The sequence below is a fragment of the Nostoc sp. DedQUE04 genome (assembly GCF_034530995.1).
In the GTDB taxonomy this organism is placed as follows: domain Bacteria; phylum Cyanobacteriota; class Cyanobacteriia; order Cyanobacteriales; family Nostocaceae; genus Nostoc.
Genome location: NZ_JAVRCA010000054.1, coordinates 40,913 through 59,041, shown reverse-complemented (window position 1 = coordinate 59,041; position 18,129 = coordinate 40,913). Strand labels below are relative to the sequence as shown.

The 18,129-nt window shown below is 39.7% G+C and carries 17 protein-coding genes; 7 read left to right on the top strand and 10 right to left on the bottom strand.

Going from position 1 to position 18,129, the window contains the following annotated elements; translation table 11 throughout:
• Positions 1–2,679, bottom strand: a 2,679-nt coding sequence (locus tag RM049_RS28815) for a caspase family protein (RefSeq protein ID WP_322706612.1), incomplete at its 3' end; no start/stop codon positions are given.
• A gap of 717 nt (positions 2,680–3,396) precedes the next feature.
• Here RM049_RS28815 and RM049_RS28810 point away from each other — a divergent pair.
• Both RM049_RS28810 and RM049_RS28805 read left to right on the top strand, forming a co-directional pair.
• Positions 3,397–3,867: a hypothetical protein gene (locus RM049_RS28810; protein WP_322673414.1), complete on the top strand. Its 471-nt coding sequence runs from the start codon at positions 3,397–3,399 to the stop codon at positions 3,865–3,867.
• A 13-nt stretch (positions 3,868–3,880) separates the two neighbouring features.
• Positions 3,881–5,203 (top strand): hypothetical protein, encoded by a 1,323-nt coding sequence (locus RM049_RS28805; RefSeq protein WP_322706611.1) that lies wholly within the window; start codon positions 3,881–3,883, stop codon positions 5,201–5,203.
• A 101-nt stretch (positions 5,204–5,304) separates the two neighbouring features.
• On the opposite strand, the gene RM049_RS28800 is transcribed toward RM049_RS28805, so the two are convergent.
• Together RM049_RS28800 and RM049_RS28795 are read right to left on the bottom strand one after the other, a co-directional pair.
• A complete protein-coding gene (locus RM049_RS28800; RefSeq protein WP_322706610.1) occupies positions 5,305–6,312 on the bottom strand; it encodes a cytochrome c in 1,008 nt (335 codons plus the stop codon).
• Positions 6,313–6,397: 85 nt separating this feature from the next.
• Positions 6,398–8,248 (bottom strand): vanadium-dependent haloperoxidase, encoded by a 1,851-nt coding sequence (locus RM049_RS28795; RefSeq protein ID WP_322706609.1) that lies wholly within the window; start codon positions 8,246–8,248, stop codon positions 6,398–6,400.
• A gap of 391 nt (positions 8,249–8,639) precedes the next feature.
• Between RM049_RS28795 and RM049_RS28790 the strand changes: the two genes are divergently transcribed.
• Entirely contained in the window at positions 8,640–8,792 is a 153-nt protein-coding gene (locus tag RM049_RS28790; RefSeq protein ID WP_322706608.1) for a hypothetical protein, read from the top strand.
• Positions 8,793–9,085: 293 nt separating this feature from the next.
• On the opposite strand, the gene RM049_RS28785 is transcribed toward RM049_RS28790, so the two are convergent.
• Positions 9,086–10,402: an MFS transporter gene (locus RM049_RS28785; protein WP_322706607.1), complete on the bottom strand. Its 1,317-nt coding sequence runs from the start codon at positions 10,400–10,402 to the stop codon at positions 9,086–9,088.
• A gap of 612 nt (positions 10,403–11,014) precedes the next feature.
• Entirely contained in the window at positions 11,015–11,197 is a 183-nt protein-coding gene (locus RM049_RS28780; RefSeq protein WP_322706606.1) for a hypothetical protein, read from the bottom strand.
• 308 nt (positions 11,198–11,505) lie between these two features.
• Between RM049_RS28780 and RM049_RS28775 the strand changes: the two genes are divergently transcribed.
• The 3 genes from RM049_RS28775 (at position 11,506) to RM049_RS28765 (ending at position 13,859) form a co-directional block, all read left to right on the top strand.
• Positions 11,506–12,177 (top strand): glutathione S-transferase family protein, encoded by a 672-nt coding sequence (locus RM049_RS28775; protein ID WP_322702007.1) that lies wholly within the window; start codon positions 11,506–11,508, stop codon positions 12,175–12,177.
• Positions 12,178–12,262: 85 nt separating this feature from the next.
• On the top strand, positions 12,263–13,135 hold the full coding sequence (locus tag RM049_RS28770; RefSeq protein WP_322706605.1) for a CmcJ/NvfI family oxidoreductase: 873 nt from the start codon (positions 12,263–12,265) through the stop codon (positions 13,133–13,135).
• 142 nt (positions 13,136–13,277) lie between these two features.
• The gene (locus RM049_RS28765; protein ID WP_322683770.1) at positions 13,278–13,859 is read left to right on the top strand and encodes a carbonic anhydrase; all 582 of its coding nucleotides are present in this window, start codon (positions 13,278–13,280) and stop codon (positions 13,857–13,859) included.
• Here RM049_RS28765 and RM049_RS28760 read toward each other — a convergent pair.
• Entirely contained in the window at positions 13,837–14,868 is a 1,032-nt protein-coding gene (locus RM049_RS28760) for an Mrp/NBP35 family ATP-binding protein (RefSeq protein WP_322706604.1), read from the bottom strand. The two genes, RM049_RS28765 and RM049_RS28760, sit on opposite strands and share 23 nt — an antisense overlap.
• 101 nt (positions 14,869–14,969) lie before the next feature.
• On the opposite strand from RM049_RS28760, the gene RM049_RS28755 reads away from it, so the two are divergent.
• On the top strand, positions 14,970–15,482 hold the full coding sequence (locus RM049_RS28755) for a 2'-5' RNA ligase family protein (protein ID WP_322706603.1): 513 nt from the start codon (positions 14,970–14,972) through the stop codon (positions 15,480–15,482).
• Between the two features lie 36 nt (positions 15,483–15,518).
• On the opposite strand, the gene RM049_RS28750 is transcribed toward RM049_RS28755, so the two are convergent.
• The 4 genes from RM049_RS28750 to RM049_RS28735 all read right to left on the bottom strand — a co-directional run bounded on the left by RM049_RS28750 (position 15,519) and on the right by RM049_RS28735 (position 18,074).
• Positions 15,519–16,481: a HEAT repeat domain-containing protein gene (locus tag RM049_RS28750; protein ID WP_322706602.1), complete on the bottom strand. Its 963-nt coding sequence runs from the start codon at positions 16,479–16,481 to the stop codon at positions 15,519–15,521.
• A 19-nt stretch (positions 16,482–16,500) separates the two neighbouring features.
• On the bottom strand, positions 16,501–16,728 hold the full coding sequence (locus RM049_RS28745) for a 4Fe-4S dicluster domain-containing protein (RefSeq protein ID WP_012408944.1): 228 nt from the start codon (positions 16,726–16,728) through the stop codon (positions 16,501–16,503).
• 68 nt (positions 16,729–16,796) lie between these two features.
• The gene (locus RM049_RS28740) at positions 16,797–17,267 is read right to left on the bottom strand and encodes a GNAT family N-acetyltransferase (RefSeq protein ID WP_322706601.1); all 471 of its coding nucleotides are present in this window, start codon (positions 17,265–17,267) and stop codon (positions 16,797–16,799) included.
• A 24-nt stretch (positions 17,268–17,291) separates the two neighbouring features.
• The gene (locus RM049_RS28735; RefSeq protein WP_322706600.1) at positions 17,292–18,074 is read right to left on the bottom strand and encodes a class I SAM-dependent methyltransferase; all 783 of its coding nucleotides are present in this window, start codon (positions 18,072–18,074) and stop codon (positions 17,292–17,294) included.
• Between the last annotated feature and the right edge of the window lie 55 nt (positions 18,075–18,129).

Here is an 18,129-nt window from a genome sequence, read left to right as displayed (position 1 = left end):
TTTGTCCCTACTAGCAGAAGCGATGGTCTTGCCATCGGGGCTAAATGCTACGCTATTGACCGCTTCGCTATGCCCTTCCAAGCGGTTTCGTTCTTGCAGATTGTAAATTGCTCGCTTGAGTGCCACTACAGCTTGCTGGTTAGCCGTTTGTTCTAAATTGATATTTTTAATTGGTCTACCTGAAATTTGTCTACCTGACTGTAGAGCTGCAACCGCAGCCTCAAGCTGCCTGTCGGACAGTAGGGAAGTTTCAGAACTTTGAGCTAGAACAATGGTACTTTGTTGTGTTGCTTCCTTGGCTTTGTTTTGGGCGTTCCACCATTGATAACCGGCAAAGATAGCTACTCCAGCTAACCCCATACTAAACAAGGTAACAACTCGATTTTGCCGCCGTGCTGCTGCCAACTTTTCTTGTTGGCGTTCTTTCTCTTCTCGCTCAAGGCGATTTCGCAGTTCTTGACTCTGCTGAATGTACTCCTCGGCTACCCCATTCAGCATTTGCCAATCACCAAATCTAGTTAAATATGCTTCTGCTACTGCTAATCTGTCATCTTGTCTGAGAAACCCTGGCTTTTTCTCATTCCTCTGCCATTCTTGGGCTTCCGCTTCAATCTGTCGCTCAATGCCTATTCCTAACTTATATTCCTCTTTCCACTCCCGCAACATTTGCCAGTGGCGGATAAGGGCCTCGTGGACAACATCTAAAATTACATCCTGGGAATCCGGCTCATCCGTCTTTGTAATTAATCGTGCATCTTTATCCGCTAACTTCTCACTCACCTGTTGCAAAAGTTCCAAAGAATGATAGGAATTAACCAACTCGCCCAAACGCACGCGCCGCCTGACATCTGTGGTTTCTCCGATTTGCGTCAATTCTAGAAAAATCCGCCGCGCCACAGTTTTTTCTGTTGCTGAAAGACTTTCGTAAACTGCATCAGCGCGTTTTTGTAGCGTTCCTTCCACCCCGCCTAAATCCTGATAAGTTTTCAAGGTGAGAACCTCATCGCCTTGATTACTCGACTCACGCCACAATTCTGTCAAGGTATATTGCAGCAAAGGCAAACTTCCGGGGTAATCCTCAACATCATTAATTAGTTGCTGTTCTAACCTTCCCTCTATGCCTAATCCTACCCAATCAGCCGGTTTAGTAATCGCTTCTTCAATTTCCTCACGGCTTAAGTGTTCGACGTTGATGTAAGGTTTATGGATTCTGCTGGCATATTCAGGATATTCTCGCCATCTCGCCCGAAAATCCGATCGCATCCCAATGAAAATATAAAGGTTATCTGTACAATCAACTAATTCCCGCAAACAGTCAAAGAATTCTTGGCGCTGGCTGTCATCGCACATTGTAAAGCATTCTTCAAACTGGTCGATAATCAAAATGACTGGTGTGTTTAATGCTTTTAACTCCTCGCCGATAATATGGGTAAAATTACCCCTCCCCAACCCTCCCCTTGTAAAGGGGAGGGAGTTAGATTTTCCAGTTTCCCCCCTTTTTAAGGAGGGATTAAGGGAGTTAGATTTTCTGGTTTCCCCCCTTTCCAAGGGGGGATTAAGGGGGGTAATTTCACTTGTCTGTACACCGGAACTTTGCAATGTGGGATTAAGCGGGGTAAGCGAAAGATTAGGCAAGGAAAGTGCAAAAGCCTCCTGTAAACTATTAACAGGAGATTCTTTCGGCGTAAACGGTGTAATATAAGTCCAGCGATCGCTCCCTGGAATTTCTTGTCCTAGCTTTAGCTGGTAGAGTAACCCAGCCCGTAACATAGATGATTTTCCACTACCGGAAGCACCTAATACAGCAATTAAGCGATGCTTATCTCTTACCTGTTGAATCAACTGCCCAGTCAGCGCACTCCGCCCATAAAAAACCTCAGCATCTTCTTTCGTCTCGCTAAAATACGACAGGGAACGATAAGGACACTTATTCTGAAAGCTTTTTTGCGAAAACTTAGTTGTCAGCAAAATTGCGCGTGGCGAATTGGCAATTAACGGGCGCTGGACTGTATTCGGCATTCGGCTGATAATGAAATCTGCCAATTTGTGGCTATTGACGATCCCATCTGCGTCATTTTCCGGGTTCAATCCTGCAAGTAACGCCTCCGTCATCAACCCCTGCGCGTGGGGAATTTCGACACCAGTTTCGTAAGAACGAGTTGCAGTAATGAAACAGTAATCTTTATCTGTGGGAATAAATTTTAACAATTCACCGCTATAGCAGCAATCTAGCCAAACAACGACTCGTTTAGCCTGACTTATTTGCAGCTGCTCACCCAACCAACTTAAAGGTATACCATAGATTTCTGCATCAGGTAAAACATCACTGGTAGCTAGAAATACTTCATCTTTACCCGCGACACTTTTGCACCACCCATGTCCTGAAAAGAAGAATAACGCTGTTTCTGGGCTGGGGTTAGGAGGAGGAGGATTGAAAAGATTAGCTATGGCTTCTTGTAATTCTTGCACCTTTACCGCCCCAAGGCGATCGATTTTACTTTCTCCCTTCTGGTTTAAAGTTTTAGGTAAACATTGAGCGCGGAAAGGTCTATAACCGTATTGTTCTAATTGCTGGGCAATTTTCTCAGCATCTTCTGCTGCTGCTGTTAGCGGCTTTAGGGTGGTGTACTCTGGGTAATAATTAATTCCAATAACTTGAGCCGCCCATTCCGATGCCATTTTTATTACCTGACTAACCATTAGAACTTTTTTTTGAACTGTAGACACAATCTGTCCACAGCTTTAATACCTAATCCACAGCATTCTTTAGTTTCTACGGAAATAACTAGGAAACCGTGCTAGGACTTACGCACCTCCGAGAAAAAATAAGGCTTTGCGATCGCTTCCCTACCCTGCGGAAACGCTAACAGCGAACGGTCGCAATGACGAAATTACGTTATTGTTGCGTAATATCATGTCCGCTTGATTGCTTATTAAACCCGAAGAACCCCACCCCGCCAAAGCTGTGCTTTGTCTCCCCTCCCCGCAGGCCTACAGTGTACACACAAGTCTGAAATAGCTGATTAACCCAAGGTTTTACCCCACCCTAACCCTCCCCGTATGTATTGGGGAGGGAACTAGATTTCTTATTTCCCCCCTTTACAAGGGGGGATTAAGGGGGGTAATTTGACTTGTGTGTACACCGTAGCCCCGCTTTTCGGGAGGGGTTGGGGGTGGGGTTCTTTTATTATGGGTAATTTGGCGGACATGATATAAGTCCTGCGTGCAATAAACTATATTAATTTCCGCAATAACAGGTATAATAAATAACGTTTTATTGTGTAAATTATTCTTTTTAGACATAAAGAATCAAAACTGAACATCAAGGTATCTGCTGTAATCATCTCATTCTAAATTATATTTATATTAGTCGTAGTGAGTTTGGTATAAAAACCTATGAAGACCAAGGCTGACAATACTATCATTGCTTTTCTATTGGCGTTTCAAGACTTAAAAACCGCCCTCAAAGAACAAGAAAAACAGAATTTAAAAGAAGTTGCAAAGCAATTAGACACCCAACCCAAAGCTTGGGAAGACTATATTAAAGGACGTTTGTTAGAAATAATTACCCCTAATCCTGACTTAAATCAGTCTTATCAATTTTATAAATCTCAATTAGATAATCTAGAAGAAATTCCTCATGATTTACTTCCAACTGAAGCAGAAATTAGTAGCCTCAATACTTTTGACAAGTATCCAATAACTAGAGGCTTTAAACCCAAATATGAAGCTACAGGTTACGAAAGCCAACTCAATAATGTTGTAGTCATTGTTGGGAGTTCTTCTCAACCAGAAGAAACAGTAAAACAAGTCAAATTTTTAGAAAAATGGAAACAACTTTTATCTCAATCCAATCAATCAAATTAGTTTTGCCCTTGTGATGAGCGATTTAATCTATCCTACACTTGATTTGTTTTTATATGCTTTAAAAAGTTCTTTAAACACAACTGACGCAGAAATACAAAAAAACAAAGCAGCTTTTTTAGAACAATTCCCCTCTGATACTCAACTCTACGATCCTGACATTGAAACCGAGTATTTAGAGATTACCCACCCTCCTCAAATTAACTTTATTCCCGACAATAAAAGTTTAGAAGGATACTATTATGCTGTTAGATTAAATGATACTTATGGCTTACAAATAGATTGTTCTATTAATAATCAAACTGAAAGTCAACCAGCTAAGTCTTTTGCAATTTTAAAGACTGAAATCGAACAAAAACTAAATAAAGAACTGAAACTAATTGGAAAAACCTGGTTGCTTTCTGGTTGGCTACCAGAAAACTCATCTCAGACCCATGAAGATATTGCCAAAGATTGCTATTATACTTTATTTAAAGATACTTCTTGGCAACCAGAAAAAGGTACTTTTTTAGATGGAAAAGTTTTTGAAGTAGGGCGATCGAAATATATAAATCAGAGCTTAAAAAACGCAACAATTTCTCTAAATAGTAATGAATATGATGTGATTATTACTATTTACAATAATCGAGAGAGCGCAGAAAAATCTGCGGAATTTTATAAAGATTGGATGGGTTTATTTTGTTATCGAAGTAAGATTTCGTGGGCTTATTGGCAAAGTCGTTTAGTCAAAGAATCTCTGCTCAATCATTATAAACAGATTGAAGAAAATAGAAAAATTACCAATCAGAGTAATTCTCGGCAAGAAAAGCAGAATATTACAACTTCTCGCAAGATTTTAAATAATATTGATAATATTCTTCAGCAATATACAATCGACTTACTAAACCTTTCTTTCCAAAAACAAATAATTGAAATTAATTTATCTAATTATCAAATCCGCTTGGCTTTGATTCAAGAAAAAGCAGGTCAAAATAATCAGCTAGATTTTTTAGAAAAATTTAGCGCCCTAGCCAACAAAAAATATTTACCACAAATTACTAAAGATATCGAAAATATGCAGCTTGGCTTGCAACTTTTAGAAGATACAATTAACGCTACTCGCAGTCGCATAGAAGCGGAAAAATCTGAACGAGAGCATAACTTCCAAGAGCTTGTAGCTGTTGCAGGTGCTAGTATAGCAACTATATCTCTGGTAAGAGAGCCTGCAAAAGATTGTAATAAAGATATTTTTTTTAAGCAAGTTCGCTTCTTTTGCGACTACCCTTTCAGTTCCAGTTTCATAGTTGGAATTATTGTTGGTTTTGTGGTTTTGTGGCTGAGGAAACGATGGCGATCGTGAAATCATGTAATATTTTCAGTCGATTGTTTTAGCTGAGGAACTAGCACAGACAGCACCACATCAGACTCAATTACCAGTTGTTTGAATGAACTTGAAAGAAGTTATTTTTCTCCTTCGTAAGCTAGGGCTTGGTCGCCTGCTTGGGCAAATGCTTGGGCGAGTTCAACTAGCTTTTGTCGCTCTTGATCGTTAATAATACCAGTCGGAGGTGGCATCAGTTTTTCTTTGATTTGGCGTACCGTTTCGTGTCGTAATGAGAGCGCTTGATTTGGATAACTCAGCATTACTAAAGGATTTTGTTTAGCCGCGTTGTCTGGACTATGACAAACAATACAAGCGTGTTGACGTAAATTAACCTCAAATGCACGATAAGCAGCATCAACTTTAGCAACGTATGGGTTCGATGGAGAAAACAAACGAGTATACAGTGTCACATAAGGTTGTTTCTCACCATGAGCATCATTCCAAACCCAATTACCATCCCATACATGATTTACTACTGGTCGTTGTGGGTCAACCACAGCTGAACGCAGCGCCCCTTTAAGCTTTTTCTGTTCTAGAAACAGAAGTAATTCAGTACTTTGCTGGTAAGAATTCCACTTTTTCGATGAGTGCCAAAAAGGATAAGGATAAGCACCAATATCAAGCTGATTGCGGAACTGAATGGGAAGGTGAATCACAATTAAATTGTTTACCTGTTCAACCTTTGGTTCACCTTTGAACATAAAAGTAGCTAGGTAAATGCGACGCCAAACTAATGGATTAAATTCAGTTGTTTGATTATCTTTGAGATTATAATTACCGACTTTGCTTTGAGCGCCCCACAAGAAGGGTGCATTCATGGTTTCGCGGAGGGTTGTTAGTTTAGCGAGTTTGTCAGCGCATGAGTTGAAGGCAGCTAAATTTTTAGCATCAGAGACAACAGGACAAGCAGCAATAATTTCTTTACCGATTTTCTTAGCTAGTTCTATGTCCGGTGATGCTTCTTTTGCTGATACTATATTTTTGGGATTGAGTGCTTGTGTTGTAGATATCAAGAGCGCGATCGCTACCGCTATGCTCAATAACATAGATCGCGACCGAGAGTAAAATCTCCGAAGATCAGACATTGTAAAACTCTGAAACTAAATAGGATTTAAGTAAATGTAGAGACACGATATTTCGCGTCTCTATATTTTCTAAACAGTTAAAGCCTTAAATTGTGATTCTTGTACCATCAAACTTGGTGAAGGTGAAACCTGCAAATTTTTCGCGGAACGTTAGCTTCTCATCTCTGAGAATGCTAATTGCGATCGCTTCGCCAAGGGCCAACGACGCTGCTGCATCTGTGCGCCAGTGAATCCCAGCACTATCACGACCCAAGCCAATATTTGCCGCCAGTTTGTTTAATTCGCCGCCCACGGTCAGCAGTGGCCCTTGATAGGGAATCAACTTGGTGGGATCTTTGGGATCGGGTACCACCGGATTCGGAATCACATAACTTTCATCAAATAGTGCTTTCAAAATGGTGACACTGGCACCTGCGGACACCGAAGCGCCCCCTGGATAAGAAGAGTGGAATGGTGCCCCTTCAGGAAAAGCTTGCGGTAGCAAATAAGATTTGTTTTTACTAAAGAAGCGGTCTAGTACTTCTGAGTTAAAAACATCGGGGTGAATCGGATAGTTTGTTTTATTCACCTTGTTGTTGTGAACCAACCCACCATAAGCCTCTGCTCGCAGACGACGGTGAACATAGTACTTCTGCCAATAAGCCGCTCTGATTGCATGTGGAGCAACCCAAGCGATGAGAGATTGTGAATACCCTGGACCAAATGTCGCAGTACCACCCGCTTGGGTCTTCGAGTTGTTATAAGGATTACCGGGATTGTAAGGTGAGCCAACGCCACCAGCTAGGAAGTCATTAATGACTGGCTTGGCGAGTAGAATTAGAGCAGCATTTGCATAGACGGGTGGTGGTGTGTGGGCAATCTCTGACTGGTCGCGCCCGTTGATAAAGTAGCGAGGGGTTGGGTCAAATTTAATCGTTCGACCAGGATCGCCACCATTTTGCACCAGCAACCACTCGTTATAGTTGGTTTGAAAACTGTTTTCGGGAATAGCTAGGGGAACACGGTTAAGCTGAACATAACTCTGTGTTCCTGCGGGCACAGGACGCAGTAAAAACTGGGAGACGTATGGCCCCACATCTACCCCTGGTAACGTGTAGTAAGTCGTTCCACCAGAGCCATTAACGTAAATCGCGGTGCCTCGAAATAGGAGTTCGGGTGTAACTCGTCCGTTCTGTTTAGGCCCTTTGAATGCTGACAACCGATTCAGATCCTGAACTGCTGCCAGAATCAGCGGGTTAGTTGTATTATTGCGGAACTCACTAAAGGGTATATCCTGCAACAGTTGTTGCCAAGCAACTTCGAGGAATTCAGCCGCCTGCTCTGCACTATCGAGGGTAGGTGGCACTGGAATTGTCAATTGGGTCGGATTCAGCCCACTCAAGCTAACCGCTAATGGACCGAGCGGTTGTACCAGCTTCCGTTTGCCACCCAGGATGATCTTTTCATACTCATTGGGATCATCGGAGGTCAACGCATTAATAAAAGATTGATAAGCCTTCAGATCCACTTCGCCCAGCTTGTTATGGGGTAATCCTCGTGTATCCGTCGCAATTTTGTTAGCATACTTCGCCTCATCTCCATTGGTGGGATGAGGAGGGATAGGAACTTCCGAATTAACCTTGGCTGCTCTTGTACGTACTTGAAAAGCTCTATTACGAAAGTTGCTATAGTTAAACGTTGCAGGAGTAAACGTTGCAGGAGGTCTTTGGGCCTGGACAACATTTCCTCCTTTCTTCAAGGAAAGAGATGAGCTGAAAACCCCTGCCACAACACTAGCTGTACTAAACAAACCGGCGCGACCGAGAAATGAGCGTCTGCTGGCGTGACTACCAAAGAAACGTTTGCTAGCTACACGGGGTTGTTTGAGTTTATCTATTTCGCTATTAGCCTGAGTATCTTGTTCGGAACCTTGATGAGAATTTGGATCTACTTGCATGAGATGTTCTCCACTAGAAAAAATAATCCCAAAATTTAGTCATAAGTGAATACATGAGCATCTGAAAACTAGAACAACTAGCCACACACAAAATGCCCACTCCCAGAGAAACAGGGAAATTGAATCTGATTTGGGATGATATCTGGGGTTACTTTACTGGTAATGGAAGGTAACTTGCATAAGAGTGATATCAAGTTCGGTTAAACACTTAATAATATCTGTAGGTTACGGTTGATTGAAGAACCTAGAATCTAATGCGAATAACATCTCCTAGAGAAAGGGCTTCTCGCAGTCAAACCCAACATTTGATCCTTGTTTAGGTTGGGTTTGACTGCCGTTAAACCCAACCTAAATTGATAGATTTTATTAGAAGTAATCATCCAAACTTGATATGATTCTCCTGACAGTCATACCAGCACTGAATGCCGATATTATGCCTTCATTGCATGGCTGTTATACTTTTGTAGTTGTAATCAGTCCGATCGCATGTTGCCGGATTAAAGCACAGCTAAAACCACGGCTTGCTTCCAGTCAAGCTATATAGTACTGTAAATTTATCGATTTACCGTACTTTATAGATGTTAAATCAGACTTTCTCACAATCGGTGATAAAAATCAAGAGGTTTTTACAATAAACTTAGCAAGAGCGGGAAACCCTAGAGTAACAGCACACAGTGTTGTATTCTCTGCTTGAGACTGTGGATAAAACGCAACGCGGTGGGTTTTGATCGAGTATCAACAAAGGCGGTTGTTGTTGAAAGGTTGAGTTGAGAGAACTACGAGTAGGCGTAGCCCGTCATAGACATCGCTTCCAGACAACATCCCATCAAAGCGGATTTAGCTTTTATTGGACTGGGCAATTAAGCCCAACTCTGCATAAATTGGATGCACTATTTTTCTTATTTGGGGCAGTTGTCTACTAAAAAAATATGCTCCTAAAATGCAACAAACACCGCCAAATAATAAAGAATTATTAACACCAAAGTAACCTGTTAATGCTCCAAAAAATAAATTACCAAAAGGTAGTATTCCTAAAAAACCAGTTGTAAATATACTAGTTACTCTACCTCTTTTGTCTTCATCAGGAAGAATTGATTGTACAAAGTTACTGATTGAAGCCAAGGTGAGAGTATTATTCATACCGATGATAAACATGAATAGTAGACAAATCTCCAAATTGTTTGAGCGAGAAAAAACTGTTAAACCTAAACCTAAAAGTGCAGCAGATATTGCTATAATTTTTCCCAGTCCCATAACATTTTTTCTAGAAATGAGATAAATACCTGAAACTATGGAGCCAAAAGCCGAAGCTGTCATCAGGAAGCCCATAGTTTCAGCGTTTCCCTTTAGTACTTCTTGAGCAAAAATCGGCACTAGATTTACATGAGTCATTCCCATAAAACAAATAACAAATTGTAATATTAATAAATATTTAATCGGCAGAAATTCGTATGCGTAAACAAACCCTTCTTTAAGATTTTTCCATATTTTTGCTTTTTGAGCCAAGGAATTATTGATAACTGGGTTAACTTTGATAGTTAAGATTGCAGATACAAATGGTAGATAGCTGATACTATCTACTAAAAAGCAGGAAGCTGCACCAGACCTAGCAATCAGTAAACCCCCAATCATCGGGCTAACAAACTTCGCTGTATTAATCAAGAATGAATGGAAAGCCATTGCACTATAAGTATCTGATTTCTTATCCAGAAGTCTGGGAATAATTACCTGACGTGCTGGTAAATCGAAAGCTTTTACCGTTCCCTGAAGCGTGCCAATGACAATAATCCATGCAACATTGATGTTATCGCTAAGAGTTAAAAAGGTTAAGGTAGAAGATAGCAGAATAGATACTAGCTGAGTAGTTAATAGAACATATCGTAAGTTCCAGCGATCTAGCAATACTCCTACCAATGGTGTAATAATTAAGCCCATAGCTTGATTTGTAAATCCAGCTACACCCACTAATACAGCCGAATTAGTTAGCTGATAAACTAGCCATACCAAAGCAATTTGAGTCATCCAAGACCCAAAAAAAGATAAACTTTGTCCAATAACGAAACAAGAAAAGTTTACAGATTTAAGCGCAGGTGGAATTTCAAAAAAAAACTTTGGCTTGTGTTTTTGGACTTTTACTCTATTACTTGGTATCATCAGTTTTTCCTTCTTTGAAAATTATTCCAACCCTGTTTAAGATTTTCATCCTTTGTTCGTTGTTAAAACTTACGCACAAGAGATCCGTTCGCCCCTTTTTTATCCTTTTTTGTCAATTTTTGAGAATGCAATAACCCAAAACTTTATCGGGTTTTGGTTTCTACTTTTTGTCTACAATTTTTAGTTTATGTTAAAAAATAAAGCTTCAAAGTTTGATTCAACCTAAATCTCAGAATCTGGATTCGATTCTTGTTTTTTGAGAGTAGCAAACCAGGATTAAGGGGGGATAGACGTTTCTAGTTGTTAGGTTGTGTTGCCTTTCGTGCGCTTTGCGTTCACTCTATTCATAGTGTTTTTTCCTTTAACCTATTACCTTTGGATTAAAATAATTTGCACGGATGAGGACATTGGTAAAAACGTTGAAATCCAATGTCTCTACTAATTTTTTTGATGAAGTTTTAGCAGCCTTGCATATCACCAGCCTTGAAATAGTATTAGCAAAGCTTAATGTTAGCAAAACAGAAATTTTGTATGCTTAGTATTGAAGTAAAAAATAGCACTATGATAACTAGAATGCATATAATACCATGTTTGGTCGAATAGCTACAACCCCTACCGGTAAACAGCAAGGGTTTGAGGTGGTTGATGCTCAATTAAACCCAGTTGAGATCGCAGCCAAGCGCGATCGCATTGAACAGGCCAGAGTTTATCGTGTCCAAGTTGTTTAGCTGCCAGATGTGGCCAGTAAGGATTGCGAATGAGCGATAAACGAACGCCACAGCCAACAAAAAGCATCCCAGAGTACAAACGCCTGATTATGTCTAGCTATTTATTTGGTTGCACAAATAATTAGGTATGCATATTTTCATAAAGACTGTATACTATTTAAAATACATTAAATCGACCGATAAAGTGTAGTATACCATCTAGTTCATGTAGATACCTGCCAGTCAATTATTTAATTGCACTAATCAGAAAACAGAATGGTTTCTTTCATCCATAGTGGGCGATCGCTCATGAACAGCTTCTGTTTTATTGGTTTAGTTTGAGTTGTGCAATCTCAAATAGTCTGCATGTCACGATTATTACAAGGAAAAGATTTCATGAGCAACATCCAACTGTACTTCGCCAAAGCCTCTACCTTTTCTCAACGTACTCGTGTAGTCTTACTGGAAAAAGGCATTGACTTCACCCCGATAGAAATTGACTTACAAAATAAACCAGATGGGTACACGCAGATTTCGCACTATGGTAAAGTTCCGGCTATCAAACATGGGGATGTTGAAATTTACGAGTCCGCCATTATCAATGAATATCTAGATGAAGTTTTTCCAGAGCCACCTTTGTTACCCCGCGATCCCGCAGCTAAAGCGATCGCTCGGATTTGGATAGACTACGCCAATACTCGCCTTGTCCCGGCTTTTAACAAATTTTTACGTGGTAAAGATAGCACCGAACAAGAACAAGGACGAAAAGAGTTCACAGAAGCACTTTTATATATTGAACAAGAAGGATTAGGCAAAGGTGATTACTTCTTAGGAGACCAGTTTAGCTTAGTTGATATCAGCTTTTATCCCTGGTTTGAACGTTTACCACTCTTAGAACACTTCCGCAAATTCACACTACCAGCAGAAACACCTCGTTTGCAGACATGGTGGAACAGGTTAAGCGATCGCTCCTCAATCCAAGCAGTAGCAAACCCTGTGGACTTCTATTTGCAAAGATTCGCCAAGGTTCTCGGTGAACCTGTTCCCGTTGGTGCATCTCAAAAATAGGACACAAAGGTATGGTAATGGGGAGTGAACCGTTAACTGTTGAGTATTGACCAAAAATTAACCAAAATCCAAAATGGGATGACCTATGAGCTTAAATAACCAAGTTCTAGATAGACCGATTTCCCAAGAACTGCCATCCGTAGAGGCTAACCTCAGTTACCTGGTTCCAATGGCAGAAAAACCTGTTAACTATACTTACGAACCGCCAACCGGGATTCCTCGCACAAATGCAACTTATCAGACGCACAAACTGCCAATTTACAATGCTCGCTCTATCTCAGAGAACATCTCGTTAGATCGAGAAGGATTCGCCTTTACTGGACATAATACTAATGTCCGCAACTTTTACGATGAAGACGAAGTACGCCGCGTTTACTATCCAGAAGCCGAGCAATTGTTAAAAGAAGTGACAGGTGCAACGAAGGTAGTGATATTCGATCACACTCTTCGTAACGCTGGTAACTCCAAGCCAGGTGAGAATAATATTAAAGAACCCGCCAAGCGCGTACACAACGACTTCACCGCCAAATCTGGCTATACTCGCGCTCGTTTGGAACTAGCAGCGCAAGTCATAGATAATGATGATATTGAGACGTTACTAAAACAACGATTTGCCATCATCAATGTTTGGCGAGCGATCGCACAACCAATCCAAGAGTCACCTTTAGCACTGTGTGACGCGCAAAGTATCGCCCCCACAGACCTTGTAGCTGGCGATCTTGTCTACCGCGATCGGGTTGGTGAGACATACGGTGTCACGTATAACTCCCAACATAAATGGTTCTATTTCCCACAAATGCACAGAAACGAAGCAGTATTTATCAAATGCTTCGACTCCGCAGAAGACGGATACGCCCGTTTTGCCGCCCATACAGCCTTTGAAGACCCCACCAGCCCAGCCAACGCTCCCCCACGAGAAAGTATCGAACTCCGAACATTGGTCTTTTACCCCGCATAGATCGCAAAAACTTGTCTCAAACTCCTACTCTTTGCGCCTCTGCGTCAAACAAATTACATCAGTTTTCGTTTATTTGAACCACACCGTTAGTAGGGGCGTAAGGCCTTACGCCCCTACTAGCGATCGCCCATATCAACTCAAAATGAGCCAAATTGTAGAAGAAGTTCTAGCAGCTAATCTTAGTTACACTGATAAATTCGGTGATAAAGGTAATCTCACCATACCCCCATCTCGTCGGTTTGCAATTCTCACGTGCATGGATGCTCGACTTGACCCAGCTAAATTTGCTGGATTAGCTGAAGGAGATGCCCATGTAATTCGTAATGCAGGTGGACGTGCTAGCGATGATGCGATTCGCTCTTTAGTGATTTCTTATAAATTACTTGGTACGCGTGAATGGTTTGTAATTCATCACACTAATTGCGGGATGGAAACCTTCACCAATGAAATCATCAGCAATTTACTTTCTAGTAGCCTCAAAACAGCCAAGCTAGATGAAATAGGTTGGTCAGATATTGGATCTGGGTCGGGATCGGGCGAAGGCAAGTTTATCAATTGGTTGACTATTGATGACCAAGCTAAAAGCATCTCTACAGATGTCCAACGAATTCGTTTGCATCCCTTAGTTCCGAATGAAATTCCTATATATGGCTATATCTACGATGTCAAAACAGGACAATTGATTGAAGTTCCTGAAGCTACTAAGCTTGGTCAAGTTGCGTAGTTTTATCGTGTAACGTAAAAGTAGTATTTAATGAAGTAGCTATTTGTGTAAAAACCTCCTTTGCTGGTGAAGCGTATTCGTTTATCGCAATCGGATTTCCCGTATCACTACCGCTACAAATGCGGGGATCGATGGGAATTTGTCCCAACAGAGGCGCTTGTAATTCTGCGGCTAATTGTTCGCCGCCACCACTACCAAAAATCGGTGTGCGTGAACCACAATCACCACAAATTAAATAACTCATATTTTCAATAATGCCAAGAACAGGAACACCCACTTGGCGAAACATATATATATTACGTCGTACATCTGCAACAGCCACTTGTTGAGGAGTTGTCACTAAAATGACTCCACAAATTGGGCTTTCTTGGATAATTGTAATTTGAGCATCACCTGTACCGGGAGGTAAATCGATCAATAAATAATCTAATTCTCCCCATTCCACATCTTGCAAAAATTGCGTGATAATTTTATGCAATACAGGCCCCCGCCATGCCAAAGGACGATTTGCTTCTGCAAGTAAACCCACTGACATTATTTTTATTCCTTGAGCTTCTAGAGGTAAAAACTTCTCACCTGTGGGAGTATTAATCACTTGAATATCAGCTTGTCCTAAACCCAACATTTGGGGAACATTGGGGCCATAAACATCAGCATCTAATAGTCCTACTTTTGCACCTTGTAATTTTAAAGCTGCGGCGATATTAACGGCTGTTGTAGATTTGCCCACACCACCTTTACCGCTAGAAACTGCAAGAGTTGTTTTAACACCGGGAATTGTACAAATTTGAATATAAGTTTTTTTACACCAAGATAAAGATGATAATAAAAATTGAATTTCTGGCTGTAACTGGTGCTGATGAGAACCAATATATAAACGTAAGTAAATATAATCATCAACTATGCGGAGATTTCGCACCATTCCCAAACTAACGATATCATTTTTTAAAATAGGTTCGATGATTTGTTTGAGTAGTTGGACGACTTCTTGCTGATGGACTGTAGTCATATCTTCTGGATGTTATAAAGGATATTTGGTGTACTTCATGTTGGTGTAAGTTCTCCTAGAGAATTTGAAATCTGCTATATAATATTTAATAATTTATGAGTATGTCTTACGCACTCGTACATTACCCCAATATTAACACAGACGAGATCAATCAAATAAGGCAGAAATATGACCCACAATTTGATTTAATGGAACCACATATTACACTTGTATTTCCTATAATCGAGTCTATTAATGAAAACAATCTCATTCTTCATGTTGATAGTATCTTGAGTAAATGGACAACATTTCCTATTTATCTCAAAGGATTACAAAAATCATGGGATGAGTATATGTTTTTAATGGTTGAAGAAGGAAAAGTAGATATGGTAAAACTACACAACGAATTATATACAGGTATATTAGCTGAATATTTCAGAGAAAATTTACCATTCGTACCGCATTTAACGCTAGGAAAATTTACAAAAGATACAGATAAATTGTTGCAAGTGTTAGAAGAAGCACAACATTTAGATTTAACTTATCGTTGTTTTGTCGATAAAGTCCATCTGATAAATATTGATGATAAGCAGAGGTCAATAATTTGGAGTAAAGAATTTGTATTGCGAAATTAGCAAAGCTTCGATCGGCTTGGTATTTCTCTTAATTATTTACTGCTCCCTTGAGACTATTCTATCTGTTTGAATCTTCTGAATTGCACGTTGCGCTTGGATGGACACTTCTTTGTCAGGGTCATCTAAGGCTTGTTGCAGGGGGTTAATAACATCGGGATGAGCTAAATTTCCAAGTGCGATCGCAGCTTCTTTGCGGACATCTGCATATTCATCTGTTAATGCTTGAATTAATCTCGGTATAACTTGAATATCTGGAATTTTTTGCAAAGCTTGTGCTGCTGATTTCCGCACTTGCCAATGTTCATCATTTAAAGCTATTTCTAATTCTGAAATTGCTCGATTATTTGCATGAATAGCCAGAGATTTAGCTGCATTTCGGCGAACTTGCCAGTCACTATCATTTGTAAGTGCTTGACAAAGTATTGCGATCGCTTCTGCATCTTGTAAATGTTCTAAAGTTAAAGCAGTAGCACGACGTACACTTGCTTCCTCATCAAAGATTAAATTTAAAGCTTGCGGACATTTTTCTAGTTGATTGATATATCGCAGTGTCGTAACGGCTGCTTCTCTTAACTCAGGATTTTTTGATTCTAAAAATGGTAAAATGTCGGGTAAAGATTGAATATCATGTATCTTCCGCAAAAGCACCAAAATATTTAATTGAATATTTACATCATTATTTTGGAGCTTCTCTAGTAAAAGTAACAATTCATTTTGTGTAACTAACTCGTTTAATGCTGATGCCGCTTCAGAGCGAATATCTGAATCGGCTGAAGTTAAGCATTCAATTAAAGCTGGGATGGCAACAGGATTAGCAATTTCCCAAAGGGCAGATATTGCTATTTTCTGAACAGTAATATGTTCGTCTTTCAAAGCGATAATTAAAGCATCGATTGTTTCGTCATCGCCTAGATGTTGCAAGGTTTTGACTGCTACTATCCGCTCGTTTACGTCAGGCGATCGCAACATTTCTAGCCAATGATTGAGTTCATCGTTCATTAATTTTTACCACAGATAGTTAACGTAATAAAAAGGGAATTTGCACAGTAATTGCATTGGTTGGACATTCTTTTTCACAAGGTAGACAAAACCAACACTCATCATATTTCATGTAAGCTTTGCCTGTTTCTGGATTTTTCGCCAATACATCCAAGGGACAAACTTCAATACAGGCTGTGCATTTTTCTAAACATTTTGATTCATCAACGATCACAGGAACATCTATTCTTTGATTGATTAAAGCCATAAAACTAACTCTATAATTTTGTAATGAAACTGCTAATCGCTAAAATAAATGGGGTAAGCTTAGATGAATTATCTCACGATTGTAAGTTGTTTCTGAAAAGTCAGTGATTGTTTTATATTGGTATAACCAATTTTCTCATAAAAAAAGTGAGCTTCTTTGCGTTTAATATTAGAACGTAACAAAACACTATCACATCCAGCCAGAGAAGCCCACTGTTCAATTTGTTGCATCAAAAAACGTCCAATTCCACTATGACGATAATCTTTATCTACAACTAATCCCAAAATAATCGCTGGAGTCGGAATAACTATTGATTCACAAATATGAGCGTGCGCCCAACCAATTACATATTCATTTTCTACAGTGGTAACATATACAATATGAGTATCGTTATTTTTAATTTTAGTAAGGCGCTGCTCTATTTCTTGATTAGTCACAGAATATTCAAGTTGTTCGCAAAGACTAGCAATCCTCGCTACATCTTTAATCCCAGCTTGTCTAATTTTAACTTTGTCACCTACACTAACTTTATTTGTCATAATTTAATTTTAAATTACAATTATTTAGTTATCCAGCGTTGCACGGATAAAACGATAGCCTATATCAATATCTGTCAAATTGTGAATATCACCATATTTTTTGCTCCATTCTCCACTACTTAAATCTGCTGCAAGTAACTTCACTCCTTGCTCTACTAAATCTTGATTAGCTAATGCAAAAGATGATATTCCCGCACGTACTTCTGCTTGAAGATATAACTCTGGCCGTCTCCAGCCGGCTGCTGCGAATAAATCAGATAAATCGTATGGTAAAAAAAGGGGTATAGCTTCAACACGCCTTTTAGTATTACTCTGAATTAAATTAACCTGTTCGTTAAGTGGTAAAAATCGTAACGCATCTTCCCACAAAAACGGAAAATAATCATAAAGCCATATTTTCTGAGCTAATCTAATATCAAAAGTTAACAAAATTATTGCTCCATCTCTAATTATTCTGTTCATTTCCTGAAAAGCTTTTTCGAGATGAGAAAAGTGATGGGTCGCTAGGATACTTACAACACCATCAACAGACTGATCTGGTAGAGGTAGATTTTCTGCATTGCCAGTAAACCACTTAATTTGCTGATGTTCTACTGCTTGTTTTTGCATAACTACAGAAGGTTCAACAGCATTAACAAGAAATCCTTTATTAGCTAGTGCTAGACTGTAACCACCAGTACCAGCGCCGATATCAGCAATAATGCTACCTTTGGGTAAATTGAGGAAATCAATTAATTTATTGACAATACGGATATCAGGAACGCGAGTTTTGGAGTATTGTTGACCAATTGAATTATATATAGACATATTAAAAAATTACTCAAAACAATTTACAATAAACTAGCTAAAATATAACTTTATA

Coding starts and splice junctions, on each gene's coding strand:
- RM049_RS28810 (WP_322673414.1), top strand. CDS start 3,397: ATGAAGACCAAGGCTGACAATACTATCATTGCTTTTCTATTGGCGTTT.
- RM049_RS28805 (WP_322706611.1), top strand. CDS start 3,881: ATGAGCGATTTAATCTATCCTACACTTGATTTGTTTTTATATGCTTTA.
- RM049_RS28800 (WP_322706610.1), bottom strand. CDS start 6,312: ATGTCTGATCTTCGGAGATTTTACTCTCGGTCGCGATCTATGTTATTG.
- RM049_RS28795 (WP_322706609.1), bottom strand. CDS start 8,248: ATGCAAGTAGATCCAAATTCTCATCAAGGTTCCGAACAAGATACTCAG.
- RM049_RS28790 (WP_322706608.1), top strand. CDS start 8,640: ATGATTCTCCTGACAGTCATACCAGCACTGAATGCCGATATTATGCCT.
- RM049_RS28785 (WP_322706607.1), bottom strand. CDS start 10,402: ATGATACCAAGTAATAGAGTAAAAGTCCAAAAACACAAGCCAAAGTTT.
- RM049_RS28780 (WP_322706606.1), bottom strand. CDS start 11,197: ATGCTTTTTGTTGGCTGTGGCGTTCGTTTATCGCTCATTCGCAATCCT.
- RM049_RS28775 (WP_322702007.1), top strand. CDS start 11,506: ATGAGCAACATCCAACTGTACTTCGCCAAAGCCTCTACCTTTTCTCAA.
- RM049_RS28770 (WP_322706605.1), top strand. CDS start 12,263: ATGAGCTTAAATAACCAAGTTCTAGATAGACCGATTTCCCAAGAACTG.
- RM049_RS28765 (WP_322683770.1), top strand. CDS start 13,278: ATGAGCCAAATTGTAGAAGAAGTTCTAGCAGCTAATCTTAGTTACACT.
- RM049_RS28760 (WP_322706604.1), bottom strand. CDS start 14,868: ATGACTACAGTCCATCAGCAAGAAGTCGTCCAACTACTCAAACAAATC.
- RM049_RS28755 (WP_322706603.1), top strand. CDS start 14,970: ATGTCTTACGCACTCGTACATTACCCCAATATTAACACAGACGAGATC.
- RM049_RS28750 (WP_322706602.1), bottom strand. CDS start 16,481: ATGAACGATGAACTCAATCATTGGCTAGAAATGTTGCGATCGCCTGAC.
- RM049_RS28745 (WP_012408944.1), bottom strand. CDS start 16,728: ATGGCTTTAATCAATCAAAGAATAGATGTTCCTGTGATCGTTGATGAA.
- RM049_RS28740 (WP_322706601.1), bottom strand. CDS start 17,267: ATGACAAATAAAGTTAGTGTAGGTGACAAAGTTAAAATTAGACAAGCT.
- RM049_RS28735 (WP_322706600.1), bottom strand. CDS start 18,074: ATGTCTATATATAATTCAATTGGTCAACAATACTCCAAAACTCGCGTT.